This window comes from Streptomyces sp. CA-288835 (assembly GCF_050936385.1).
Taxonomy (GTDB): Bacteria; Actinomycetota; Actinomycetes; order Streptomycetales; family Streptomycetaceae; genus Streptomyces.
The window spans coordinates 9,003,165-9,025,720 of sequence record NZ_JBNJMW010000001.1 but is presented as its reverse complement, the minus strand read 5'-3'; the positions used below and the strand labels follow the sequence as shown (position 1 = coordinate 9,025,720).

The following is a 22,556-nucleotide window of genomic DNA, read 5'->3' as shown; positions in this document are numbered from 1 at the left end:
TGGGTGCGGGGCTCGGGGGCAAGGGGCTATTGGGCCATGGGGTCAGGGACGGTTCTGGGTGCGGGTGACCAGGGCCTTCAGGGCGCGGAACCACGTCTCGGCGAGATCGCGTACCGCTTCCTCGGACAACACGGCCTCAGGCCAGGACCAGTGGGCCGCCAGGACGGGGCCGTCGGCGCGGTCCTCGGTCACGACGTTGATGCCGAGGGCGTGGCCCTCCCGCATCTCCGGCTCGGCGCCGATGTCCGCGACGTCCTCCTCCGGGGCGTACGACCAGTCCGTGTCCTCGGGGATGCCGAACCGGCCGAGGTAGTTGAACTCGATCGCCGGTGTCTCGAAGGCGGCGAGGACGGGTGCCGTACGGGGGTTGAGGTGGCGCAGCATGCCGTAGCCGACGCCGTTAGCGGGCAGTGAGCCGAGGTGCCGACGTACGGCCGCGACCGCCTCGTCCGCGGCCGGGCCGCCCTGGAGCGCGTCGTCCAGGTCGGCGGGGCCGGTGTCCAGGCGGACCGGGAAGACGCTGGTGAACCAGCCGACCGTACGCGACAGATCGGCGTCCCCCGCCAACTCCTCCTCGCGGCCGTGGCTTTCGAGGTCGACGAGGACCGGACCCGGCGAGCCGTCTCCGTAACGTCGCCGCCAGTCGGCCACGGCGAGGCCGAGAGCGGTGAGCAGGACGTCGTTGACGTTCGCGCCGAAGGCGGCGGGCACGGCCGAGAGCAGCGGGCCCGTCTGGTCTGCGGGCAGGCGCAGCGCCAGCTCCCGTACCGTGCCGACGGTGTCGCGGTCGGGGTCGAGCGGCCGGTGCAGCGGGAAGGGCGCGGCGCCTTCGAACACGCCGGTCCAGAAGGGGAGTTCCGCTTCGCGGGCCGGGTCCTGGGCCAGCTCGGCCAGCTTGCGCGACCAGGTGCGGAACGAGGTGTCGACCGGCGGGAGTTCTGCCGGGCGCCCGGCCGCGACGTCCTGCCAGGCGGCGGCCAGGTCGGGCAGCAGGACGCGCCAGGAGACGCCGTCGGTGACGAGGTGGTGGGCCATCAGGAGCAGCCTGCCCGGCTCACCGCCCGCGTCGAACCACACGGCCCGCACCATGGCGCCGGCGTCCGGATCGAGCGTCGCGCGCGCGGCACGGGCGCGTTCCGCGACCACCGTCCGGAGCGCCTCGGCGTCCAGCCCGACGACGTCGACCCGCTCGATCCATGCCTCGGTGTCCACCGCGTCGGCGCCCGGGATCTCGATGGTCCAGTCATCCATTGCTGTGCGGACCAGCGTGCCGCGCAGCATGGCGTGCCGGTCGGAGAGGGCCCGCAGCACGGCGGCCAGCTTCGGCCGGTCCAGGGCGGCGGGAGTCCGGACCAGTGCGGCCTGGTGGTAGCCCTTGAAGGAGCCGCCGAGTTCGCGCAGCCAGTGCATGACCGGAGTCAGTGGCACGGTGCCGATGCCGTCGTCGGCCGGGCGGGCACCGGCTGCCTCGGGTCCGGCAGCCGTGGCCACCTCGGCGAGAGCGGCGACCGTACGGTGCCGGAACACCAGGCGCGGGGTGATCCGCACGCCCGCCGCCCGGGCCCTGCTGACGAGTTGCATGGCCACGATGCTGTCGCCGCCCAGGGTGAAGAAGTCGTCGTCGACGCCGACTTCGTCCAGGCCGAGTACGTCGGCGAAGACACCGCACAGGGTCTTTTCCAGTTCCGTACTGGGAGCCCGGCCGGTGGAGACGGCGCTGAAGTCCGGGGCGGGCAGGGCGGCCCGGTCCAGCTTGCCGTTGGCCAGTGCGGGCAGCCGGTCCAGGAGTACGACGGCGGCCGGGACCATGTAGTCCGGCAACTGCCCGCCGACGTGCGCCCGCAGCCGCCCCGCGTCGGGGAGCTGTCCGGCGACCGGAACGACGTACGCCACCAGCAGTTTCCGCGGGCCTTCCTGACGTACCGTCACCACGGCTTGGGCGACGTCGGGGTGGGAGGAGAGCACGGACTCGATCTCGCCGGGTTCGATCCGGAAGCCGCGGATCTTCACCTGGTCGTCGGCACGGCCCAGATAGTCGATCTGTCCGTCGGCGGTCCACCGGGCCAGGTCACCGGTCCGGTACAGCCGCGAGCCGGGCGGCCCGAACGGGTCGGCGACGAAGCGCTCGGCGGTCAGCGCGGGGCGGCCCAGGTAGCCGCGGGCAAGGCCGCCGCCGGCCAGGTAGAGCTCGCCCGTGACGCTGGGCGGTACGGGCTGCAGCCGGTCGTCGAGTACGTATGCCCGGGTGCCCGCCACGGGTCGGCCGACGAGCGGCCGGTCGCTGTCGCGCACCCGCGCCACTAGGGCGTCGACGGTGGACTCGGTGGGCCCGTACAGGTTGAATGCCTCGGTGCCGGGCAGTTGACCGAGCCGCTCCCACTGCGCCGCCGGTACGGCCTCGCCGCCGACGCCGACGACGGCGAGCGGGCAGCTGCCGTCCTCGCGGACAAGACCCGTCTCCGCCATCTGCGCGAAGAACGACGGGGTGACTTCCAGGAAGTCGAAGCCGTGCTCGATGACGGCCGCGGAGAGGAGTTCGGGGTCGCGGCGGGTCTCGTCCGACACCACATGGACGCAGTGCCCGTCGAGCAGCCACAACTGCGGTTGCCAGGACGCGTCGAAGGAGAACGCCCAGGCGTGTCCGGCCCGCAGATGCTGCCGTCCGGTGATGGCCTTGGCCGGTGCGTACAGCGTCTCGCGGTGGCTGTGGAAGAGGTTGCCCACGGTCTCGTGGGTGACGACAACTCCCTTGGGGCGGCCGGTGGAACCGGACGTGTAGATCACATAGGCCGGGTGGCGCGGCGTCAGCGGTGTGGTGCGGTCGGTGTCGAGCAGGTTGGCGGGGCTCTGGCCCGCGAGCAGTTCCGTGGTTCGCGGGTCGTCGAGGAGCACGGCCGGCGGGCCGTCAGGGGGCAGCAGCGGCGCGAGGTCCTTCGTGGTGAGGACGAGCACCGGGCGGGCGTCGTCGAGCATGTCGCGGGTACGGCCCGCCGGGGCGTCCGGGTCGAGCGGCAGATAGGCGGCGCCGGCCTTCTGCACCGCCAGGATGGCGAGCAGGGTGCGGGCGGTGCGGGGCAGCGCGAGGGCGACGATCCGCTCGGGTCCGGCGCCGTGCGCGAGCAGCAGCCGGGCGAGCCGGTTGGCCTTGGCGTTCAGCTGGGCGAAGGTCAGCCGGATGCCGTCGGAGGCCACGGCGGGGGCGTCCGGGGAGAGTTCGGCCTGCCGCTCGAAGAGGGCCGGGACGGTGGTCGGCGGGGCGAGTACGGGCCGGTCGTTCCACTCGGTGAGGATCCGGCGGCGTTCGGCGGCACCCAGGACGTCGATCCCGGTGATCGGGGTGTCGGGGGCCTCAACTACCGCGCGCAGCAAGCGGATCAGCCGTTCGGCGACGGCCTCGGCGGTCGCGTGGTCGAACAGATCGGTGCTGTACTCCAGGACCCCGTCGACGCCTTCGCCGTCGGCCCGCTCCACGAAGTCGAAGGAGAGGTCGAACTTGGCGGTCGTCTGACCAATCTCCTCCCGCCGTGCACGCAGCCCGGCGAAGCCGTCCTCGTCACCGCCCGCGGCCAGGTAGACGACCATGACCTGGAACAGCGGATGCCGCGCGAGCGAACGGGCGGGGTTGAGCGCATCCACCACCCGCTCGAACGGCACGTCCTGGTGGTCGAAGGCGGCGAGGTCCGTCTCCCGTACGCGGCCGAGCAGTTCGCGGAACGTGGGGTCGCCCGCGGTGTCGGTGCGCAGGACCAGCGTGTTGAGGAAGAACCCGACCAGGTCCTCCAGCGCCTCGTCGGTCCGACCGGCGATCGGGCTGCCGATCGGGATGTCCGTACCGGCGCCGAGCCGGGTCAGCAGCGCGGCCACAGCGGCCTGGACGACCATGAACATGCTGACGTTGCCCTTGCGGGCCAGTTCGCGCAGCTCTGACGCCAACGTCGGGTCCAGCGGCATGTGCACGGACCCGCCGCGGTAGCTGGCCTCCAGCGGACGCGGCCGGTCGGCGGGCAGCGCGAGCTCCTCGGGGAGTCCCGCCAAGTTCCGTTGCCAGAAAGCGAGTTGGCGGGAGGCCAGGCTGGCCGGGTCCTTCTCGTCGCCGAGCATCGCCCGCTGCCACAGGCTGAAGTCGGCGTACTGGACGGGCAGCGGTGCCCGGTCCGGGGCGCGGCCCGCGGCCCGTGCCTCGTAGGCGTCGGTCAGGTCCCGGTTGAGCGGACGGTCGGACCACTCGTCGCCCGCGATGTGGTGCAGCAGGAGCAGCAGTACGTGTTCGTCGTCCGCGACCTGGAACAGGCGGACGCGGAGCGGGGGTTCACGGTCGAGCTCGAAGCCGTACTCGGCGGCCTCGGCGAGCCGCCCGTCCAGCTCCTCCTCGCTGGTGCGGGTGACTTCCACCTGGATTCCGGCCTGTTCGGCGTCGAGGATCAACTGGTGGGCGCGGCCGTCCTGTTCGGGGAAAACGGTGCGCAACGGCTCGTGCCGGGCGACCAGATCGTCGACGGCGAGCCGGAGCGCGTCCGTGTCGAGCGCTCCGGAAAGCCGCCAGACGATCGGGATGTTGTACGTGGGGCTGGGGCCCTCCACCTGGTACAGCACCCACAGGCGCTGCTGGGCGAAGGACAAGGGCAGCCGCTCAGGGCGGTCGGCGGCAGCGGTCAGGACCGGGCGCGCGGGCTCGTCGGCGGCACCCGCCATCTGCTCCGCGAGCCGGGCCACCGTCGGGGCCTCGAACACCGTGCGCAGCGCCAGCTCGGCGCCCAGAGCCGCCCGTACGCGGCTGGCCAGCCGCATGGCCAGGAGCGAGTGGCCGCCGAGCGCGAAGAAGTCGTCGTCGACACCGATCCGTTCCAGGCCCAGCACGTCCGCGAACAGTCCGCAGAGGATCTCCTCGCGCGGGGTGCGCGGACCATTGCCGCTGCCGGTTTCGGCCGTGAAGTCGGGGGCGGGCAGGGCCTTGCGGTCGAGCTTGCCGTTGGGGGTGAGCGGCAGGGCGTCGACCGTCACGAAGATTGCGGGGACCATGTGTTCGGGCAGAGCTGCCGCTGTGTGAGCGCGCAAGGCGACGGACTCAGTTGTCCGGTCCGGCGCCGGGACGACGTACGCCACGAGCCGCTGGTCATGCGGAACGACGACGGCGTGGGCGACGGCCTCGTGCCGGGCGAGCACGGCCTCGACCTCGCCGAGTTCGATGCGGAAGCCGCGGATCTTGACCTGGTCGTCGGTGCGGCCGAGATATTCGACTGTGCCGTCGGCCGTCCAGCGGGCCAGGTCTCCCGTGCGGTACATACGGGCGCCGGGTTCGCCGTACGGATCGGCGACGAACCGCTCTGCGGTCAGGCCGGGGCGGTCGAGGTAACCCCGGGCGAGCTGGACGCCCGCCAGGTAGAGCTCGCCGGGGACGCCCGGAGGTACCGGACGCAGTCCGGCGTCCAGGACGTACACGCCGGTGTTCCACACCGGGCGGCCGATCGGCACGCTCTTCGCTTCCGGTCGCACCTCGATCGCGGTGACGTCGACGGACGCCTCGGTCGGGCCGTAGAGGTTGTGCAGCTCGGCGGAGAGCACCTGGTGGAAGCGGTTCGCCAGCGGTACGGGCAGGGCCTCGCCGCTGCACATCACGCGGCGCAGGCCGGTGCACTGCGCGGCGGAGGGCTCCTCGAGGAACAGCTGGAGCATCGACGGCACGAAGTGCACCGTCGTGATCTGCTGCTGCTGGATCAACTCGGCGAGATAGGCCGGGTCCTTGTGGCCTTCCGGCCGGGCCAGGACGAGGGTCGCCCCGGTGATCAGCGGCCAGAAGAACTCCCACACGGACACGTCGAAGCTGGACGGCGTCTTCTGCAACACCCGGTCGTCGCCGGTGAGTTCGTACGTGGCCTGCATCCACTGCAGACGGTTGACGATGCCCTGGTGCGGCACCACCACGCCCTTGGGACGGCCCGTCGAACCGGATGTGTAGATGACGTACGCCGGGCTCAACGGGTCGTAACCCAGCGGCAGTTCGCCGACCGGTCCATCTGGCAGGGCGTCACGGATCACGCACACGGGACGGGCGTCCTCCACCATGAGGGCGAGCCGCTCCTCCGGATAGTCGGCGTCCAGCGGCAGATACGCCCCACCTGCGCGGTGCACCGCCAGCAGCGCCACCACGAGGTCCACCGAGCGGGGCAGCGCGACCGCCACCGTGCCCTCCGGGCCCACGCCCAGGCCGGCCAGCACCCGCGCGGTGTGCTCGACGCGCGAGTCCAACTCGGCATAGGTCAGCCGCTGTTCGCCGAGGACGAGGGCGAGCGCGTCGGGTGTGCGGGCCGCCTGGGCTCGGAACAGCGCCGGCAGGGTGGTCGGCTCCACGTCGTGCGCGGTGTCGTTCCACCGGCCGAGGACGGACTGCCGCTCGGCCTCCTCCAGGACCTCCAAGCCCCGTACGGGTTGGTCGGGATCGGCCACCACCTGCTCCAGCAGCCGCACCAGACGCCCGGCCAGCCGCTCGGCGGTCGTCGCGTCGCACAGGTCGGCCGCGTATTCCAGGAGCAGCACCAGACGGTCCGGGCCCGCCTCGTCCACGAAGGTGAAGTGGAGGTCGAACTTGGCCATGCCGGTGTCCATGTCGAACCACTCGGTCGGCATGCCGAGCACGTCCGGGTCGCCGTCGGGCCGGTAGTGGTAGCCGAGCATGACCTGGAAGAGCGGGTTGCGCCCGGCCACACGCGCCGGGTTGACCGCCTCGACCACCTGGTCGAAGGGCAGGTCCTGGTGCTCGAAGGCCTCCAGCGCCGACTCCCTTACCCGACCGAGGAGTTGGCGGAAGGTGAGGTCATCGCCGGACAGACCGCCGCTGGAAAGATCGGTACGCAGGACAAGCGTGTTGACGAAGAAGCCGACCAGATCGTCGAGCGCGTCATCCGTACGGCCCGCGATCGGTGCGCCGAGCGGAATGTCGTCCCCGGCACCGAGCCGGTGCAGCAAGGCGGCGGTGGCGGCCTGGAACAGCATGAACATGCTGGTGCCCGTGGCGGCGGACAGCTCGCGCAGCTCCCGGCCGGTGTCGGCGGGCAGTTCGAAGCGGACCTTGCCGCCGCGGCCCGTGGGCTCGGCCGGGCGGGACCGGTCGAGAGGCAGGGCCAGTTCGCCCGGGAGGGCGCGCAAGGCCTCGGTCCAGTGGGCGAGTTGCTCCTCCCCGAGCCGACCGCCGAGCAGAGTGTCCTGCCAGAGGGTGTAGTCGGCGTACTGCACCGGGAGAGGCGCCCACTCCGGCTCACGGCCCTCACGACGAGCCTGGTAAGCGGTGGTGAGGTCGTTGAGGAACGGCCGGTCGGACCACTCGTCGGTGGTGATGTGGTGCAGGACCACCGCCACCACATGGTCGGCCGGAGCGATCCGGAACACCTCGCAGCGCAGCGGGAGTTCGCGGCTGAGGTCGAAGGGGCGACGCTGGGCCGTCTCGATGAGAGTGGGCAGAGCGTCTTCGTCCGGGCAGTCCGTGACGGTGAACGACGGTTCACTCTCGTCCGCCGGGACGATCCGCTGATACGGCTCTCCGTCCTCCTCGAGGAACACGGTGCGCAACGCCTCGTGCCGCCCGGCCACGTCTCCCAAAGCCGCCCGCAGCGCGTCCAGGTCGAGTTCGCCGCGGAGCCGGAAGACCAGCGGGAAGTTGTAGGCGACGCCGCTGCCGGTGATCTGTTCCACCAGCCACAGGCGGCGCTGGGCGGCCGACAGCGGGATGCGTTCGGGACGGTCGACGACGGGCACGACGGCCGGGCGGGCAGGGCGTCCGCCGTCGGCGCGGGCGGCGAGCAGCTCCGGGGTCGGGGCCTCGAAGAGGTCGCGGATCGCCAGTTCGGCGCCCAGCTCGGTGCGGGCCCGGCTGATCAGCCGGGTGGCGAGCAGGGAGTGGCCGCCGAGGTCGAAGAAGCCGTCCTCGGCGCCGACTTCGGGCAGGCCGAGGACCTCAGCGAAGAGCCGGCAGAGCACCTCCTCCTCGGGAGTGCGCGGCCCTCGTCCGGTGCCGAGCGCGACGGCCGGTTCGGCTTCGGGCAGGGCCCGCACGTCGAGCTTGCCGTTGTCGTTCATGGGCAGCCGGTCGAGGGTGACGAAGGCGGCCGGGACCATGTAGTCGGGCAACCGCTGCTTGAGGTCCTCGCGGAGCTGCCGGACCAGGCTGTTCGCGTCACGCGCGGCGGTCGGCTCGTTGGCGTACGGGGCTTCCCCGCCGCCGGGGAGATACAGGCCGGCCGTAAGCCCAGTAGCCTCGCTGCCATCGTCGGCCAGGAACACGGCGTCGTACGTGCCCACTTCGCGGGACCACGTGGTCAGCACGCGGTAACCGCGCTCGGCACCGAGGTCGTGCAGCGTCTGCGGGTCCACTCCCCCGTCGGCTCCGATACGGGCGTCGGGGACACCGGTGAGACGCAGCGGGACGGCCGCCGTGCTGACGAGTTCCGCCAGGTCGAGGTCCCCGGTGAAGTCGACGGCCGGGACGTCGTCGAGCCGCAGGGCAGGATCGCCCGCGTACAGCACGGCGTCATAGCGGTAGCGGCTGAGCTCGTTGTGGTGACGGGCGCGCTTGGTGCGGAGGTCGACTCCGTAGCCGAGGGTGGTGAAGTAGTCGGGGTCGACGAGGAGTTCCTTCTCCAGGCGCAGTCCGCGCTCGACAGCCCTGCCCAGAGCGTCGCCGGTCACGCCGCGCGCGAGCTGGATCTCCGTCTGGAAGGTGCGGGCGAGCCGCAGGTTGCGTACGTCGCCGACGAAGAGGGCGCCGCCGGGGGCGAGCAGCTCCATGGCGCCCTGGATCACCGAGGTCAGGTAGTCGATGCTCGGGAAGTACTGGATGACGGAGTTGATGACGATCGTGTCGAAGTAGCCGTCGCCGGGCAGCCCGTTGAGGTCGTCGGCGGGCTGGGCGCGGAGCGTGACCTTGGCGGCGAGTTCCGGGTCCTGGCGCAGGTCCTCGCCGATCTTGCGGATGACGGGGGCGGCGAAGTCGGTGGCCCAGTAGGCCTCGGCCCGCGGTGCGAGCTGGGACAGCAGCAGGCCCGAGCCGACGCCGATCTCCAGGATCCGCCGGGGCCGCAGCGAACCGATGCGTTCGACGGTGGCCTCGCGCCACTCCCGCATGTGGTCGAAGGGGATGGGCTGCCCGTCGTACGAGGAGTCCCAGCCGGCGTAGTCCTCGGTGAAGACGGCGGTGCTGATCTCCTCGTACTCGTCGGAGTAGATCTCCTGCCACTCGCCGACCTGCTCGCGCTCGGCGGTGTCCCGGTCGCCGCCAGTGGGCCGGTCGGGGACGACGTAGCCCACGAGCCGGTCGTCGCGGACGAGGACGGCGGCCTGGGCCACCCTGGGGTGCTGGGCGAGCGCGGTCTCGATCTCGCCCAGCTCCACCCGGTAGCCGCGGATCTTGACCTGGTCGTCGGTGCGGCCCAGGAAGTCCAGGTTGCCGTCGGCGCGACGGCGTACCAGGTCGCCGGTGCGGTACATGCGCTCGCCGGGCTCGCCGAACGGGTCGGCGACGAAACGCTCGGCGGTCAGGCCCGGCCGGTCCAGGTAGCCGCGGGCCAGGCCGATACCGGCGATGTAGAGCTCGCCGGGCACGCCGTCCGGGACCGGTCGCAGCCAGGCATCCAGGATGTGGGCGCGGGTCCCGCGGATCGGACGCCCGACGGTGGGTGTCGCGCTGTCGAGGGTGCCGCCGCCGAGGGTGTTGATGGTGTACTCGGTCGGCCCGTAGAGGTTGTAGCCGTAGGTGCCCTCGGTGTCGCGCAGCCGGTTCCACACCGTCTCCGAGACGGCCTCGCCGCCGAGCAGCACCAGCGGCGGCCGGTGGCCCTCCAGCAGGCCCTGCTCGATGAGGAGATGGGCGTAGGTGGGGGTGACGTTGACGACGTCCACGCGATGGGTTTCGCAGTACGCGACCAGGGCTTCGGCGTCGCGCCGCAGCTCCTCGTCGCAGATGTGCACCTCATGCCCCTCGACCAGCCACAGCAGCTCCTCCCACGACATGTCGAAGGCGAAGGACACGGTGTGCGCGATGCGCAGCCGACGGCCGCCCGCCGAGGCGATGGCCGGTTCGAAGATCTCCCGCTGGTGGTTGAGCTGCATATTGGTCAGGCCGCGGTACGGCGTGACGACGCCCTTGGGGCGGCCGGTGGAGCCGGAGGTGTAGATGACGTACGCCGGGTGCTCCAGGCTGAACACCTGGCGCGTCAAGTCGCCCGAGAACGCGGCCAGTTCACCTGTCACCGCCGGGTCGTCGAGCAGCACGCGCGGACTGTCGGGGGCGGCCCCCTCCAGTCGCGCGGCGACCGCCCGGGTGGACAGGATCAGCGTCGGCCGGGCGTCGTCGAGCATCGTCGCGAGCCGGTCGTCGGGGTAGTCCAGCTCCAGCGGCAGATACGCGGCTCCGGTGCGCAGTACGGCGAACAGGGCGACGACCATGTCCAGGGACCGGGGCAGCCCGAGGGCGACGACCTTCTCGGGCGCGGCACCGCGGGCGAGCAGCAGCCGGGCCATGCGGTTGATACGGGCGTCGAGTTCGGCGTACGACAGCGTCGTGTCGCCGAAGACGAGCGCGGTGTCCTCGGGAGTGGCGGCGGCCTGCGCGGCCAGGAGGTCGGCGATGGTGTCCTCGGGGTCGGGGACACGACTCGCGGCCCGTTCGCGCTCCAACTCGGCGTGCTCGGCGGGGAGCAGGGGGTCGAGGCCGCCCACGGGGGCGTCCAGGTCGTGGGCCAGCCGCTCCAGCAGCAGCGTGAAGCGGTCGAGCAGGTCCTGCGCCTGCCGCCCACCGATGACGTCGGCCCGGTGGGTGAGGGTGACGTGGATGCGCTGCCCCGGTGTGACGACCAGGTTCACGGGGTAGTGCGTCGCGTCGACGTTGGCGACGGCTCGGGCGCCGTGCCGGTCCGCCAGTTCGGCGAGCCGTTCCTCCGTGTCGCTGTTGCGCAGCACGAAGAGGGTGTCGAACAGCCGACGGTGGCCGGTCTCGGCCTGGAGGACGCCCAGGCCCAGGTACTCGTACGGCATCACGGCAAGGCGTTCGTCCTGGACGCGCCGCAGCAGGCCGAGCACGGGCTCGGCGGGGTCGTAGGCGATGCGGGCGGGGACGGTGTTAAGGAACATGCCGATGACGTTCTCGATGTCCGGCACCTCGCTCGGCCGGCCCGCGACGGTGGTGCCGAAGACGACGTCGGTACGGCCGGTCGCGCTCGCCAAGGTCAGGCCCCAGGCGGCGGTCAGCACCGTGTTGAGGGTCAGTCCGTGCCGGCGTGCGGTGTCGCGCAGCCGCTCGCCCAGGTCCGCCGGAAGGGCGGCGTCCAGGCTCTCCGGGATGTCCGGCTCCAGGCCCTGGTCGGCGGCGGCGAGCAGGGTGGGCTCGTCCAGACCGGCGAGGGCCGTACGCCAGGCGCGGGTGGCGACGGCGGTGTCCTGGGCCTCCAGCCAGGTGAGGTAGTCGCGATACGAGCCGGGCGCGGGCAGGGCGCTCGCGTCACCCCCGGACTCGTACAGGGCGAAGAGCTGGTCCAGGAAGACCCAGGCCGACCAGCCGTCCCACAGCAGCAGATGGCGTCCGATGACCAGCCGGTCACCGCGCTCCTCGCCGAGCCGCACGAGAAGCATCCGGAACAGTAGCGGCCGGGTCAGGTCGAAGCGGCGGGTGCGCTCTTCGTCCATCAACTCCCGTAGTTCTACGTCCTGTTCGGCGGCGGGCAGCCCGGACAGGTCGACCTCGTGGAGCGGGATCTCCGGTTCGCGGACGATGAACTGCACCGGCTGGCGCAGGCCTTCGCTGGTGAACCCGGCGCGCAGGCTGGGGTTGCGTTCCAGCAGGACGCGGGCCGCGGTGCGCAGCCGGTCCGCCTCGATGGGCGTGGTGAAGTCGAACGACTCGTGGACGGTGTAGACGTCCAGGGCGCTGTCGTCGTACGTCGAGTGGAAGAACAGCCCTTCTTGGAGCGGGGCCAGCGGCCAGATGTCCTCGACGGGGTACGGGCTGAGCCGGTGTACGCGCTCGGTCTCCTCGGCGGTGAGGGAGAAGGCGGAGGTCAGCGTGCGGGCCGAGGCCACGGGGGCGGCCGCCGCGGCGAGGGCCGCGGGTGTGCGGTGCTCGAAGACGTCCCGGGGGTTGAGGTCCAGGCCCGCCCTGCGGGCGCGGCTGGAGACGCCGATCGAGGTGATGCTGTCGCCGCCGAGCATGAAGAAGTCGTCGTCGATGCCGACGTCGTCGAGCTTCAGCACGGCCGCGAAGATCTCGGTGAGGGCGCGCTCGCGCTCGTCGCGCGGGGCCCGCACCTCGGCGCGTACCGTCTGCGGCGCGGGCAGCGCGGCCCGGTCGAGCTTGCCGCTGGGGGTCAACGGCAGGGCGTCCAGGACGACATAGGCGCCGGGCACCATGGGCGCGGGCAGCGAATCGGCGAGGGCGGCCTGGAGTTCGGCGGGCTCCGGACGGGTGTCACGGGCGGGGACGACGTACGCGATCAGTGCGCTGCCCGCGACGGTGACGGCGGCCTGGGCGACGGCGGGCTGCCGGCCCAACGCGGCCTCGATCTCGCCGAGTTCGATGCGGTTGCCGCGGATCTTGACCTGGCGGTCGGTGCGGCCCAGGTACTCGACGGTACCGTCGGCGCGGCGGCGCACCAGATCGCCCGTGCGGTACATGCGCTCGCCGGGCGCGCCGTACGGATCGGCGACAAACCGCTCGGCGGTCAGGCCGGGGCGGGCGTGATAGCCGCGCGCCAGCTGAACGCCCGTCAAGTAGAGCTCACCAGGGGTGCCTTCGGGCACCGGGCGCAGGCAGGAGTCCAGCACGCGCAGCCCGGTGTTCCACACCGGGCGGCCGATGGGCACGGTGGTACCGGGTGCGCCGTCGTACGGGTGGTACGTGACGTCGACGGCGGCCTCGGTGGGGCCGTACAGGTTGTGCAGCGGTGCCCCGGTGAGCTCGCGCCAGTGGGACGCGGCGGCGACAGGCAGCGCCTCGCCGCTGCTGAAGACGCGGCGCAGGGAAGAGGCCCAGGCCGGGTCGGCGGTGATCTCCTCGGACTGCAGGAAGGCTTCGAGCATCGAGGGCACGAAGTGCAGGGTGGTGACGCCCTGTTCGCGGATCAGCTCGGCCAGGTATGCCGGGTCGCGGTGTCCGTCGGGGCGCGCGAGGACGACCGCGGCGCCCTCGCACAGTGCCCAGAAGAACTCCCAGACGCTGACGTCGAAGCTGGCGGGGGTCTTCTGCAACACGCGGTCGTCGGTGGCGAGTTGGTACTCGCCCTGCATCCAGACCAGGCGGTTGACGATCGCGCGATGGGTGACAACTACGCCCTTGGGACGGCCGGTTGAGCCGGAGGTGTAGATCAGGTAGGCCGGGTCGTCGGGGCGCGCGGGGGCGGAGACGGACGGGGCTTCAGGCGCGCACTCGGCCGGGGTGTCCACCAACAACGGTGTAAGGCCGGGGACTTCAGGCAGGCGGGATGCGGTGGCCGTCGTGGTGACGACGGTCTCCGCCCCCGAGTCGGTGAGCATGTGCGTCACGCGGTCGGCCGGGTAGTCCACGTCGACCGGGAGGTAGGCGGCGCCGGACTTGAGCACCCCCAGCAGGGCGACCATGAGTTCCGTCGAGCGCGGTACGGCGACCGCGACGACCGTGCCGGGGCGGGCGCCCCGGGCACGGAGCCGTGCCGCCAACTCCTCGGCGCGGACGTCGAGTTCGCGGTACGTGAGCGTCTCGTCCTCGTACATCACGGCCGTTGCCTGCGGGGTGCGGGCGGCCTGGCTCTCGAAGGCGGCGGCCAGCGTCGTCTCGGGTACGTCGCGTCGTTCGCCGGCCGGGTGGGCGAGGGACAGTTCCTCCGCCGAGAGCAGTTCCAGGGCGGCGGCCGGCTGCCCGGGGTCGGCGGCGAGGGCGCCCAGGATCCGGGTGAGCCGGTCCGCGATCCGGTGCACGCTCTCGGCGTCGAGCCGCTGGGCGTGGTGCTTCAGGCGCAGATCGAGTCGGCGGCCCGGCTTCACGATCAGGGCGAGCGGGTAGTGCACGGCGTCGTGGAACTCGTGGCCCGTGACGTGGACGGTGCCGGAGGGGTCGGTGAGGCCGGTCGCGGACGGGTAGTTCTCGAAGACGACCAGGGTGTCGAAGAGTTCGCCGCTGCCCGCGAGCCCGGCGACCCGCTGAAGCTCCGCGAGGCCGAGGTGCTGGTGGTCCAGCAGCCGCGCCTGCTCGTCCTGGAGCCGGCCGAGCAGCTCGGCGAGGGTGTCGGCGGGCTCCCAACGGAAGCGCGTGGGGAGCGTGTTGATGAACAGGCCGACCATGGACTCGATGCCCTCGACCTCTGCGTCACGGCCGGAGACGGTGGTGCCGAACACCACGTCCTGCCGGGCCGTCAGCCGCCCGATCAGCAGACCCCAGGCACTCTGCACGACCGTGCCAAGGGTCACCCCGAGCTCCCGGGAACGCGCCGCAAGGCGGGCGGTGACCTGCTCGGACAGCTCGACACGCACCTGCGCGGGCTCGATCGGCGCACCGTCGGCGGGCGCCTCGACCAGACGCGTGGGCTCGTCGAGACCGGCGAGGGCGATGCGCCAGGCCTCGCGGGCGGCATCGCGGTCCACGGTCGCCAGGCGACGAAGGTATGAGCGGTACGGCGCGACCTCGGGCAGTTCGGCCGGAGTGTCCCCGTAGCAGGCCATCAGCTCGCGGTGCAGCACCGGCAGGGACCAGCCGTCGGCGACGATGTGATGGAACGTCAACAGCAGTCGGCTGCGGTTCTCGTCGAGCCGGACGAGCGCGCAGCGCAGCAGCGGCGGGCGGGCGAGGTCGAAGCGCCGGGCACGTTCGTCGGCGGCGACCGCGTCGGCGAGCGACGGCCGGACCCCTGCCTCCTGCGCGGACAGGTCCACCTCGCGCCAGGGCAGCTCAAGACGGTCGGCGACGATCTGCACCGGGCGGCCGTCGGCGAGCTGGCGGAAGCAGGCGCGCAGCGGGGCGTGCCGCTCCAGGACGCGCTGGGCGGCGCGGCGCAGGGTCTCGCCGTCGACCGGGCCGGACAGTTCGAGGGCCTGCTGGACGACGTACGCGTCGCCATCGGCACCGTCGACGAGGGAGTGGAAGTAGAAGCCCTCCTGGAGCGGGCTCAGCGGCAGCAACTCCTGGACGCCGACCGGGTGTTCACCTTGCAGCTCGGCGAGTTCGGCTTCCGTGAGCCGGACGAGCGGGGTGTCCTCCCCGGTGTCCTGCGCGTCGGTCCGTACGTCGGCGGCTTCGGCGAGGGCCGCGACCGTACGGTGCCGGAAGACGTCGCGGGAGCTGAGCCGCAGCCCGGCCCGGCGGGCGTGGACGAGGAGCTGGATGGCGGTGATGCTGTCGCCGCCGAGCGCGAAGAAGTCGTCGTCGATGGTGACCGAGCGCAGGCCGAGCACCTCGGCGTAGGCCGCGCACAGCAGCTCCTCGCGGGCGTCGCGCGGCGGGCGGCCGGAGCTGAGGGCGCCGTAGTCGGGGGTGGGCAGCGCGGCCGAGTCGAGCTTGCCGCTGGGGGTGACCGGGAGGCGGTCGAGGGGGACGACGGCGGCCGGGACCATGTACTCCGGGAGCCGGTCGGCCGCGTACGAACGCAGCGCCCTCATCAGGGCGTTCACGTCACGGAAGGGCGCGGGGCGGTTGGCGTGCGGGACCGTGCCGGACGGGCGGTACAGGCGGCCGTCGTACGGGGCGTCACCGAGGGCGAACAGCACATCGAGACTGCCGTCGTCGGCGGAGCCGTTCCAGGTGACGGCGACCCGGCGCCCATGCCGCGCGCCGAGGGCATGGAACGCCTCCGGATCCGGCGCCCCGGCGGACGCGGCCGTACGACTGCGGCCGTCCAGGGTCGCCAGCGCGGCCAGGTCCTCGGCGAGCCGGACGTTCGGCACGCCCACCACCCGGAGCAGGGAAGGCCCCTCGCCCAGCCGGGCGTCGAGGTCGTCCAAGCCGCCGAGGTCGGCCCACGCGATCTCATCGCCCTCGGCCGAAACCGGAGCCGAAGCGACAGCGGCCCGCTTGGTGAGCACCACGTCATAGCGGTACCGGGTCAGCTCGTTGTGATGGGCCCCGCGCTTGACGCGGATGTCGGCGTCGAAGCCGTCGAGCGCGGCGAAGAAGTCGGGGTCGAGCAGCAACTCCCCCTCCCAGGCCACCGACCGCTCCACGGCGGCGCGCAGGGCCTGCTTGTCCTCCGGGTCGCCGGCCCGTCGGGTCTCCACGGCCGCGCGCAGGCAGCGCAGCAGACGGGCATTGCGGACGTCGCCGATGAACAGCCGGCCGCCGGGCGCCAGCAGTTCCGCGGCGGCGCCCAGTACCTCGGCGAGGTAGTCGGCGCTCGGGAAGTACTGGGCGACGGAGTTGATGACGACGGTGTCGAAGTAGCCCTTCGGCAGCCCGGAGGTGTCGTGCGCGGGCTGGGCGCTCAGGCGGACCCGGTCGACCAGTTCCGGCACCGCCTCGACCTGGGTACGCAAGGCACGTACGGCCTCTTCGGAGAGGTCGGTGCCCCAGTACGCCTCGCATCCGGGCGCGACACGGGAGAGGATCAGTCCGCTGCCGACGCCGATCTCCAGGACCCGGCGGGGCGTCAGTTCCTCGATACGGGCGACGGTGGCGTCACGCCACTCGCGCATCTCGTCGACGGGGATGGGCAGGCCGTCGTACATGCTGTTCCAGCCCGCGAAGTTCTCGCGGAAGCCGCCCGAGCTGTCCCGGCGGCCCTCGGATCCGGCCGCCGAGTAGAGCAGTTCGTGCAGATCCTTCCACTCCTGGACCTGCTCGGTCTCGTCCCCGGCCGCCTCGGCGTCCAGGGAGGGCACGACATAGGCGGCCAGTCGGCGGTCGCCGGGCCGGTCCTCACGGACCACGACCGCCGCCTGGTCCACGGCCGGGTGGCCGCGCAGTACGGACTCGATCTCGCCGGGTTCGATGCGGAAACCGCGGATCTTCACCTGGGAGTCGGCCCTGCCGAGGAACTCAAGGCGTCCGTCGGCCTTCCAGCGCACCAGGTCGCCGGTGCGGTACAGCCGCTCGCCGGGCGCCCCGAACGGGTCCGCGACGAACCGCTCGGCCGTCAGGTACGGCCGCCCCAGGTAGCCGCGGGCCAGGCCCGCGCCGCCGAGGTAGAGCTCGCCCGCCACGCCCGCCGGGACGGGCTTCAGCCGGGCGTCGAGGACGTAGGCGCGAGTTCCGGGGTCGGGGACGCCGATGGGCACGATGGTGCCGGCGGGGGTGTCGGGGTCGCAGAGGCCGAGGGTGGAGTTGGTGGTCGCCTCGGTCGGGCCGTACGCGTTGAACATCATCCGGCCGCGCGCATAGCGGCCGACCAGTTCGGGCGAGACGCGTTCGGTGCCGGCGAGGAGGGTGGCGGGCGGCAGTTCGATGTCCTCGGGCATGGCCGCGAGCAGGGCCGGCGGGAGGATCATGAAGGTGATGCCGTGGGCGTGCGCGTACTCGGCGAGCGGCGCGCCCGGCACCCGGCGCTCGGTCGGTACGACGACGAGCCGGCCGCCGGAGAGCAGTCCGAGGCACAGGTCCCAGAACGCCACGTCGAAGCTGGGCGAGGCGAACTGGAGCACTCTGCTGTGCGGGCCGATGCCGAAGCGTTCGGTCTGCGTCGCGACGAGCTTGGCGACGCCCGCGTGCGAGAGCACCACGCCCTTGGGGCGGCCGGTGGAGCCGGAGGTGTAGATGACGTAGGCGGCGTTGCCGGTGGACAGCGCTTCGGGGGTGGGATCGTGCGCCGGGCGCTGCTCCAACTCCCGTACGGTGTCGGGCTCGTCGAGGATCAGGCGGTCCATGCCGTCGCTCGGCGGGATGTCGGCGGCGGCTTCGGTGGTGGTGACCAGGCAGGCGGGGGCCGCGTCGGTGAGCATGTAGGAGATGCGGTCCGCCGGGTAGTCGGTGTCCACCGGCAGGTAGGCGGCGCCGGACTTGAGTACGGCGACTTCGGCGATGATCAGCTCGGCCGAGCGGGGTACGGCGAGCGCGACGACCCGTTCGGGTCCGGCGCCGCGGGCGATGAGGGCGTGGGCCAGCCGGTTGGCGCGCTCGTCGAGTTCGGCGTAGGTGAGGCGGGTGTCCTCGAAGACGAGGGCGACGGCGTCCGGGCGCAGGCGTACCTGCTCGGCGAACAGCTCCGGCCAGGTGCGCGCCGGTACGTCGTGCTCGGTGTCGTTCCACTCCTCGACGATGCGCCGGCGCTCGTCGGCGGCGAGCAGTTCCAGTTCGCCGACGGGAGTGTGCGGCCGGGTGAGGGCGTCGGCCAGCAGGGTCGCGTAGTGGTCCGCGATGCGCTCGACGGTCGCGGCCTCGAAGAGGTCCTGACGGTAGGTCACTCGCACTTCGCTCGCAGCGACTTCACCTGCGGAGGCTTCGCCGACGGTGACTTCGAGCGTGACGTCCAGCGGGCCGGCCGATCCGCTGTCCCCGAAGGCCGTGTTGAACAGCAGACCGCCACCGCGGGTGGGCTCCGGACGCAACTGGGCGACCAGCGTGGACAGTTCGACCCGGTGTTCCCGGGCCTCGGCACACGCCTCGCCCATCCGGCGCACCAGTTCGGTGAACTCCGTACCGCCGTCCACGGCCACGCGAACCGGCAGGCCGCCGTACCCGACCGTGATGTCCCGCGCGCCGCTGTAGCGGTGCAGCACTGCCACATACGCGCCCAGCAGCGTCGCCTCGTCAGCCGCGGTGCCCAACTGGCGGCTCACCGCCCCCTGTTCACCGCCGGGCCGCAAGGGATACGGGAAATCGACCGGGAGGGCTGTCTCCTGAGGAAGCGGGTCGAGCCGTCGACTCCAAAAAGCCTGTACTTCGTTGTCGTCGATGCCAGACACACGCTCTACAAAACCGGACACAGCTGACCGTGCCTCCCGGATGTGCGGAACCGGCTCTGCCGGAGGACCGCAGGTCATACTAAGGTAAGGATTACCTAACCAAAAGACCCAATCCCTATGGCGGCCAAGCTCACGACTAGGATTAAGGTCTGCCTAACCTAAGGGAGTCGGGTCCGTGGAGACCGAACGGTGAAGCGGGGCAAGAGACTTCGCCCCGTACTGCTGGTGGCGCTGCTCGGCGCCGTTCTGGTGGTGCTCTGTCTGCTGTCGCTCGCGCTGGGTGCGGCAAGTGTCCCGCCGGGCCAGGTGATCCGGACGCTGTTCGGCGACGCGCCGAGCCGGTTCGTGGACAACATCGTCTGGTCGGCACGGGTGCCGCGCACGACGCTGGGCCTCGCGGCAGGCGCCGCCCTCGGTCTGGCCGGTGCCCTGATGCAGGCCCTGACCCGCAATCCGCTGGCGGATCCCGGGATCCTGGGCGTCAGCGCGGGCGCCTCCTTCGCCATCGTGCTGGCCGTGGGAGTGTTCGGGTTCGGCTCGTTCTACGGGTACGTGTGGTTCGCCTTCGCGGGCGCGCTCGCGGCGAGCGTCGTGGTGTACCTCCTCGGCGGCCTTGGGCGCTCCGGCCAGACGCCGGTGAAGCTGGCGCTCGCCGGTATCGCGGTGACCTTCCTGCTCTCCTCGCTCACCAGCGCCATCGTCCTGACCGACCCGGACGCGCTGGACCGCTACCGCTTCTTCACCGCCGGTTCGATGGCCGACCCGGACGGTGCCACGGTGCTGCGGATTCTGCCGTTCCTCGCCGCCGGCCTCATTCTGGCCCTGGCCTGTGCGCCGGCCCTCAACAGCCTGGCCCTCGGCGAGGATGTGGCGGCCTCCCTCGGCCGAAACCTCGGCCTGATCCGGCTGCAGGGCGTCGCCGCGGTCACCCTGCTGACCGGTGCGGCCGTCGCGGTCATCGGCCCGATCGTCTTCATCGGCCTTGTGGTCCCCCATGTCGCCCGGGTCCTCGCCCAGTTGGCGGGAATCGGCCCCGACCACCGCTGGCTGCTACCGCTGTCGGCCGTCCTCGCCCCGAGTCTGCTGCTCGCCGCGGACATCGTCGGCCGCCTCGTCGCACGGCCGACCGAGGTCCAGGCGGGCATCGTCGTCGCCTTCATCGGCGGCCCGTTCTTCATCGCCATGGTCCGCCGACGCCAGCTCGCGGAGGTGTGACCATGGTCAACGCGAAGTCCACCCTCACCAAGTCCCCCTTGGACTCCGGCACTTCGCCCACCCGAGCACGCGTCCGCTCCTACCGCACCTTCCGTCTGGCCGCACCGCCCGTCTCCGGGATCTTCCGTCCCCGCCTGGTGGCGCTGAGCGCGGTGCTCGCGACGGCCACCTTCCTGCTGTTCAGCTGGGGCCTGACGATCGGCGACTTCCCGATCGCGTTCGCCGATGTCGTACGCGCCCTCGTCGGCACCGGCGACCCCGGCACCGTCCTCGTCATCCAGGAGCTGCGGCTGCCGCGCTCACTGGTCGGTCTGCTGGCCGGGATCGCGTTCGCCGTCTCCGGTGCGCTGTTCCAGACCATGACCCGCAATCCACTGGCCAGCCCCGACATGATCGGCCTCACCCAGGGTGCGGGCACCGCCGTGGTCGCGGGCATCGTGCTGGGCTGGGACGGCGGGCTCGGCACCCAGGCCCTCGGGCTGCTCGGCGCGCTGACCACGGCCTTGGTTGTGTACGTCCTGGCCTGGCGGCGCGGCACCACCGGTTACCGGATCATCCTGATCGGCATCGGCGTGGCCTGGATCTGCACGAGCGCCACCGACTATCTGGTGGCCAAGGGCGGACGGTTCGAGGCGCAGGCCGCCGTCGGCTGGCTGGTGGGCAACCTCAACGGCCGTACGTGGGACCAGGTCACCCCGCTCGCCGTCGTACTGGCGGTGCTGCTGCCGGCGTCGCTGCTGCTCGGTCGGCTGCTGCGCACCCTCCAGCTCGGCGACGACGTCGCCACCGGCCTCGGTACCCGGGTGCAGTTCGTGCGCCTGTCCATCCTGCTCACCGGGGTCGGCCTGATCGCATTCGCCACCGCGTCCGCGGGCCCCGTCGCCTTCGTGGCGCTCGCCGCGCCGCAGATCGCCCAGCGGCTTGCCGGTACCGCCTGGCCGCCCCCCGTCGCCTCGGGACTGACCGGCGCCCTGATGGTCCTCGGCAGCGACCTCATCGCCCGTACGCTCATCTCCGGCACGGAACTGCCGGTCGGAATCGTCACCGGCGTGCTCGGCGCGCCGGTCCTGCTCTGGTTGCTCGTCCGCGTGAACCGCGCGGGTTCAGGAGGTTGATCCATGTCGGTTGAACCCAAGTCGGCGGACGCCTCGCCCCGGACCGACCCCGACCCGGACCTGCGGGCGAGCGGACTGCGCCTGGCGTACGACAACCGGGTGGTCGTAGACGGCCTCGACCTCGCCGTACCGCCCGGCCGGATCACCGCGATCGTCGGCGCCAACGCCTGCGGCAAGTCCACGCTACTGCGCGCCCTGGCCCGGCTGCTCGCACCCCGTGAGGGCGCCGTCCACCTGGACGGCCGTGCTCTGCAGTCCATACCGTCCCGGGAACTCGCCCAGCGCCTCGGCATCCTGCCGCAGAGCCCGGTCGCACCCGAGGGGCTGACCGTCATCGACCTGGTCAACCGCGGCCGTTCACCGCACCAGACCTGGTGGCGGCAGTGGTCCAAGGCCGACGAGCAGGCCGTGCACCAGGCGCTGGCCGCCACCGCCATGACCGACCTCGCGGACCGTCCCGTCGACGAGCTCTCCGGCGGACAGCGCCAGCGCGCCTGGATCGCCATGGCGGTCGCGCAGGGCACCCCCGTACTGCTCCTCGACGAACCGACGACGTATCTGGACCTGGCCCACCAGATCGACGTACTGGACCTCATCACCGACCTCAACCGGCGCGAGAACCGCACCGTCGTGATGGTGCTGCACGATCTCAACCAGGCCTGCCGCTACGCCGACCACGTCGTCGCCATGAAGTCCGGGCGGATCGTCGCCGAGGGCCCGCCGGCCGAGGTCATCACCGCCGAGACCGTCGCGGACGTCTTCGACCTGAACTGCAAGATCACCATGGACCCGGTCAGCGGCACGCCTCTGGTCATTCCGATGGGGCGCCATCACGGGGCCGACGCGGGTGAGCCGGCCCGTACGTGAGGCCTCGCACATGAGCCCGTACATGAGAACTCGTACATGAGAAGGAGGCGTACGAGCCGGATCAGGCGCCCCTGCCCCACTGGCACCAGGCGGCTTCCGGGTCGGCGTACAGGGTGAACCCCGGGTCGCCGGTGACGCACTCCCGGATGCATTCGGGGGCTCCGATGAGGTGGAAGCGCACGGCGGGGTCTTTGGGGAACAGTGCGCGCAGTTCGGTGTCCGAGAGCCCGTCGGCGCAGCGGAGTTCCTGTAGGTCAAGGAAGAACTCCCGGTGTCCTTCGTCAACTTGATCGTGCAGCCGCTGTCTCAGCTGCCGTTGTGTGGTGGCGCCCAGCGTGCCGCTGACCGCCATCCACAGCCGGAACGGCGCCTCAGCCAGCACGCGCATGCGAATGACCGTGATTTCCAAGGGTGTTGTGCTCCAAGTGGCGCTTGTGTCGCGGTGCGAGCGCCGTAATCCCGCTTGCCGGCGGTGCCCTTGCTACTCCACCTCGCGGGCCACCAGAAGTGCGCGCCGCG

The 22,556-nt window shown here is 71.9% G+C and carries 5 protein-coding genes; 3 read left to right on the top strand and 2 right to left on the bottom strand.

Annotation, left to right across the window (positions count from 1 at the left end):
* Positions 1-42 precede the first annotated feature (42 nt).
* Entirely contained in the window at positions 43-18,840 is an 18,798-nt protein-coding gene (locus ACQEVY_RS40700; RefSeq protein WP_432954947.1) for an amino acid adenylation domain-containing protein, read from the bottom strand.
* A 189-nt stretch (positions 18,841-19,029) separates the two neighbouring features.
* On the opposite strand from ACQEVY_RS40700, the gene ACQEVY_RS40695 reads away from it, so the two are divergent.
* Genes ACQEVY_RS40695 through ACQEVY_RS40685 form a run of 3 tightly spaced genes read left to right on the top strand, consistent with a single transcriptional unit; the run spans position 19,030 to position 22,037 of the window.
* A complete protein-coding gene (locus ACQEVY_RS40695) occupies positions 19,030-20,055 on the top strand; it encodes a FecCD family ABC transporter permease (protein ID WP_432954945.1) in 1,026 nt (341 codons plus the stop codon).
* A 2-nt stretch (positions 20,056-20,057) separates the two neighbouring features.
* Positions 20,058-21,170 (top strand): FecCD family ABC transporter permease, encoded by a 1,113-nt coding sequence (locus tag ACQEVY_RS40690; protein WP_432954943.1) that lies wholly within the window; start codon positions 20,058-20,060, stop codon positions 21,168-21,170.
* Positions 21,171-21,173: 3 nt separating this feature from the next.
* A complete protein-coding gene (locus tag ACQEVY_RS40685; RefSeq protein WP_432954942.1) occupies positions 21,174-22,037 on the top strand; it encodes an ABC transporter ATP-binding protein in 864 nt (287 codons plus the stop codon).
* Between the two features lie 61 nt (positions 22,038-22,098).
* On the opposite strand, the gene ACQEVY_RS40680 is transcribed toward ACQEVY_RS40685, so the two are convergent.
* Positions 22,099-22,425: a hypothetical protein gene (locus ACQEVY_RS40680; RefSeq protein ID WP_432954940.1), complete on the bottom strand. Its 327-nt coding sequence runs from the start codon at positions 22,423-22,425 to the stop codon at positions 22,099-22,101.
* Positions 22,426-22,556: the final 131 nt, after the last annotated feature.

Bases quoted from the DNA above. Each gene is read 5' to 3' on its own strand.
- ACQEVY_RS40690 (WP_432954943.1), top strand. From the start codon at position 20,058: ATGGTCAACGCGAAGTCCACCCTCACCAAGTCCCCCTTGGACTCCGGC.
- ACQEVY_RS40680 (WP_432954940.1), bottom strand. From the start codon at position 22,425: ATGCGCGTGCTGGCTGAGGCGCCGTTCCGGCTGTGGATGGCGGTCAGC.
- ACQEVY_RS40685 (WP_432954942.1), top strand. From the start codon at position 21,174: ATGTCGGTTGAACCCAAGTCGGCGGACGCCTCGCCCCGGACCGACCCC.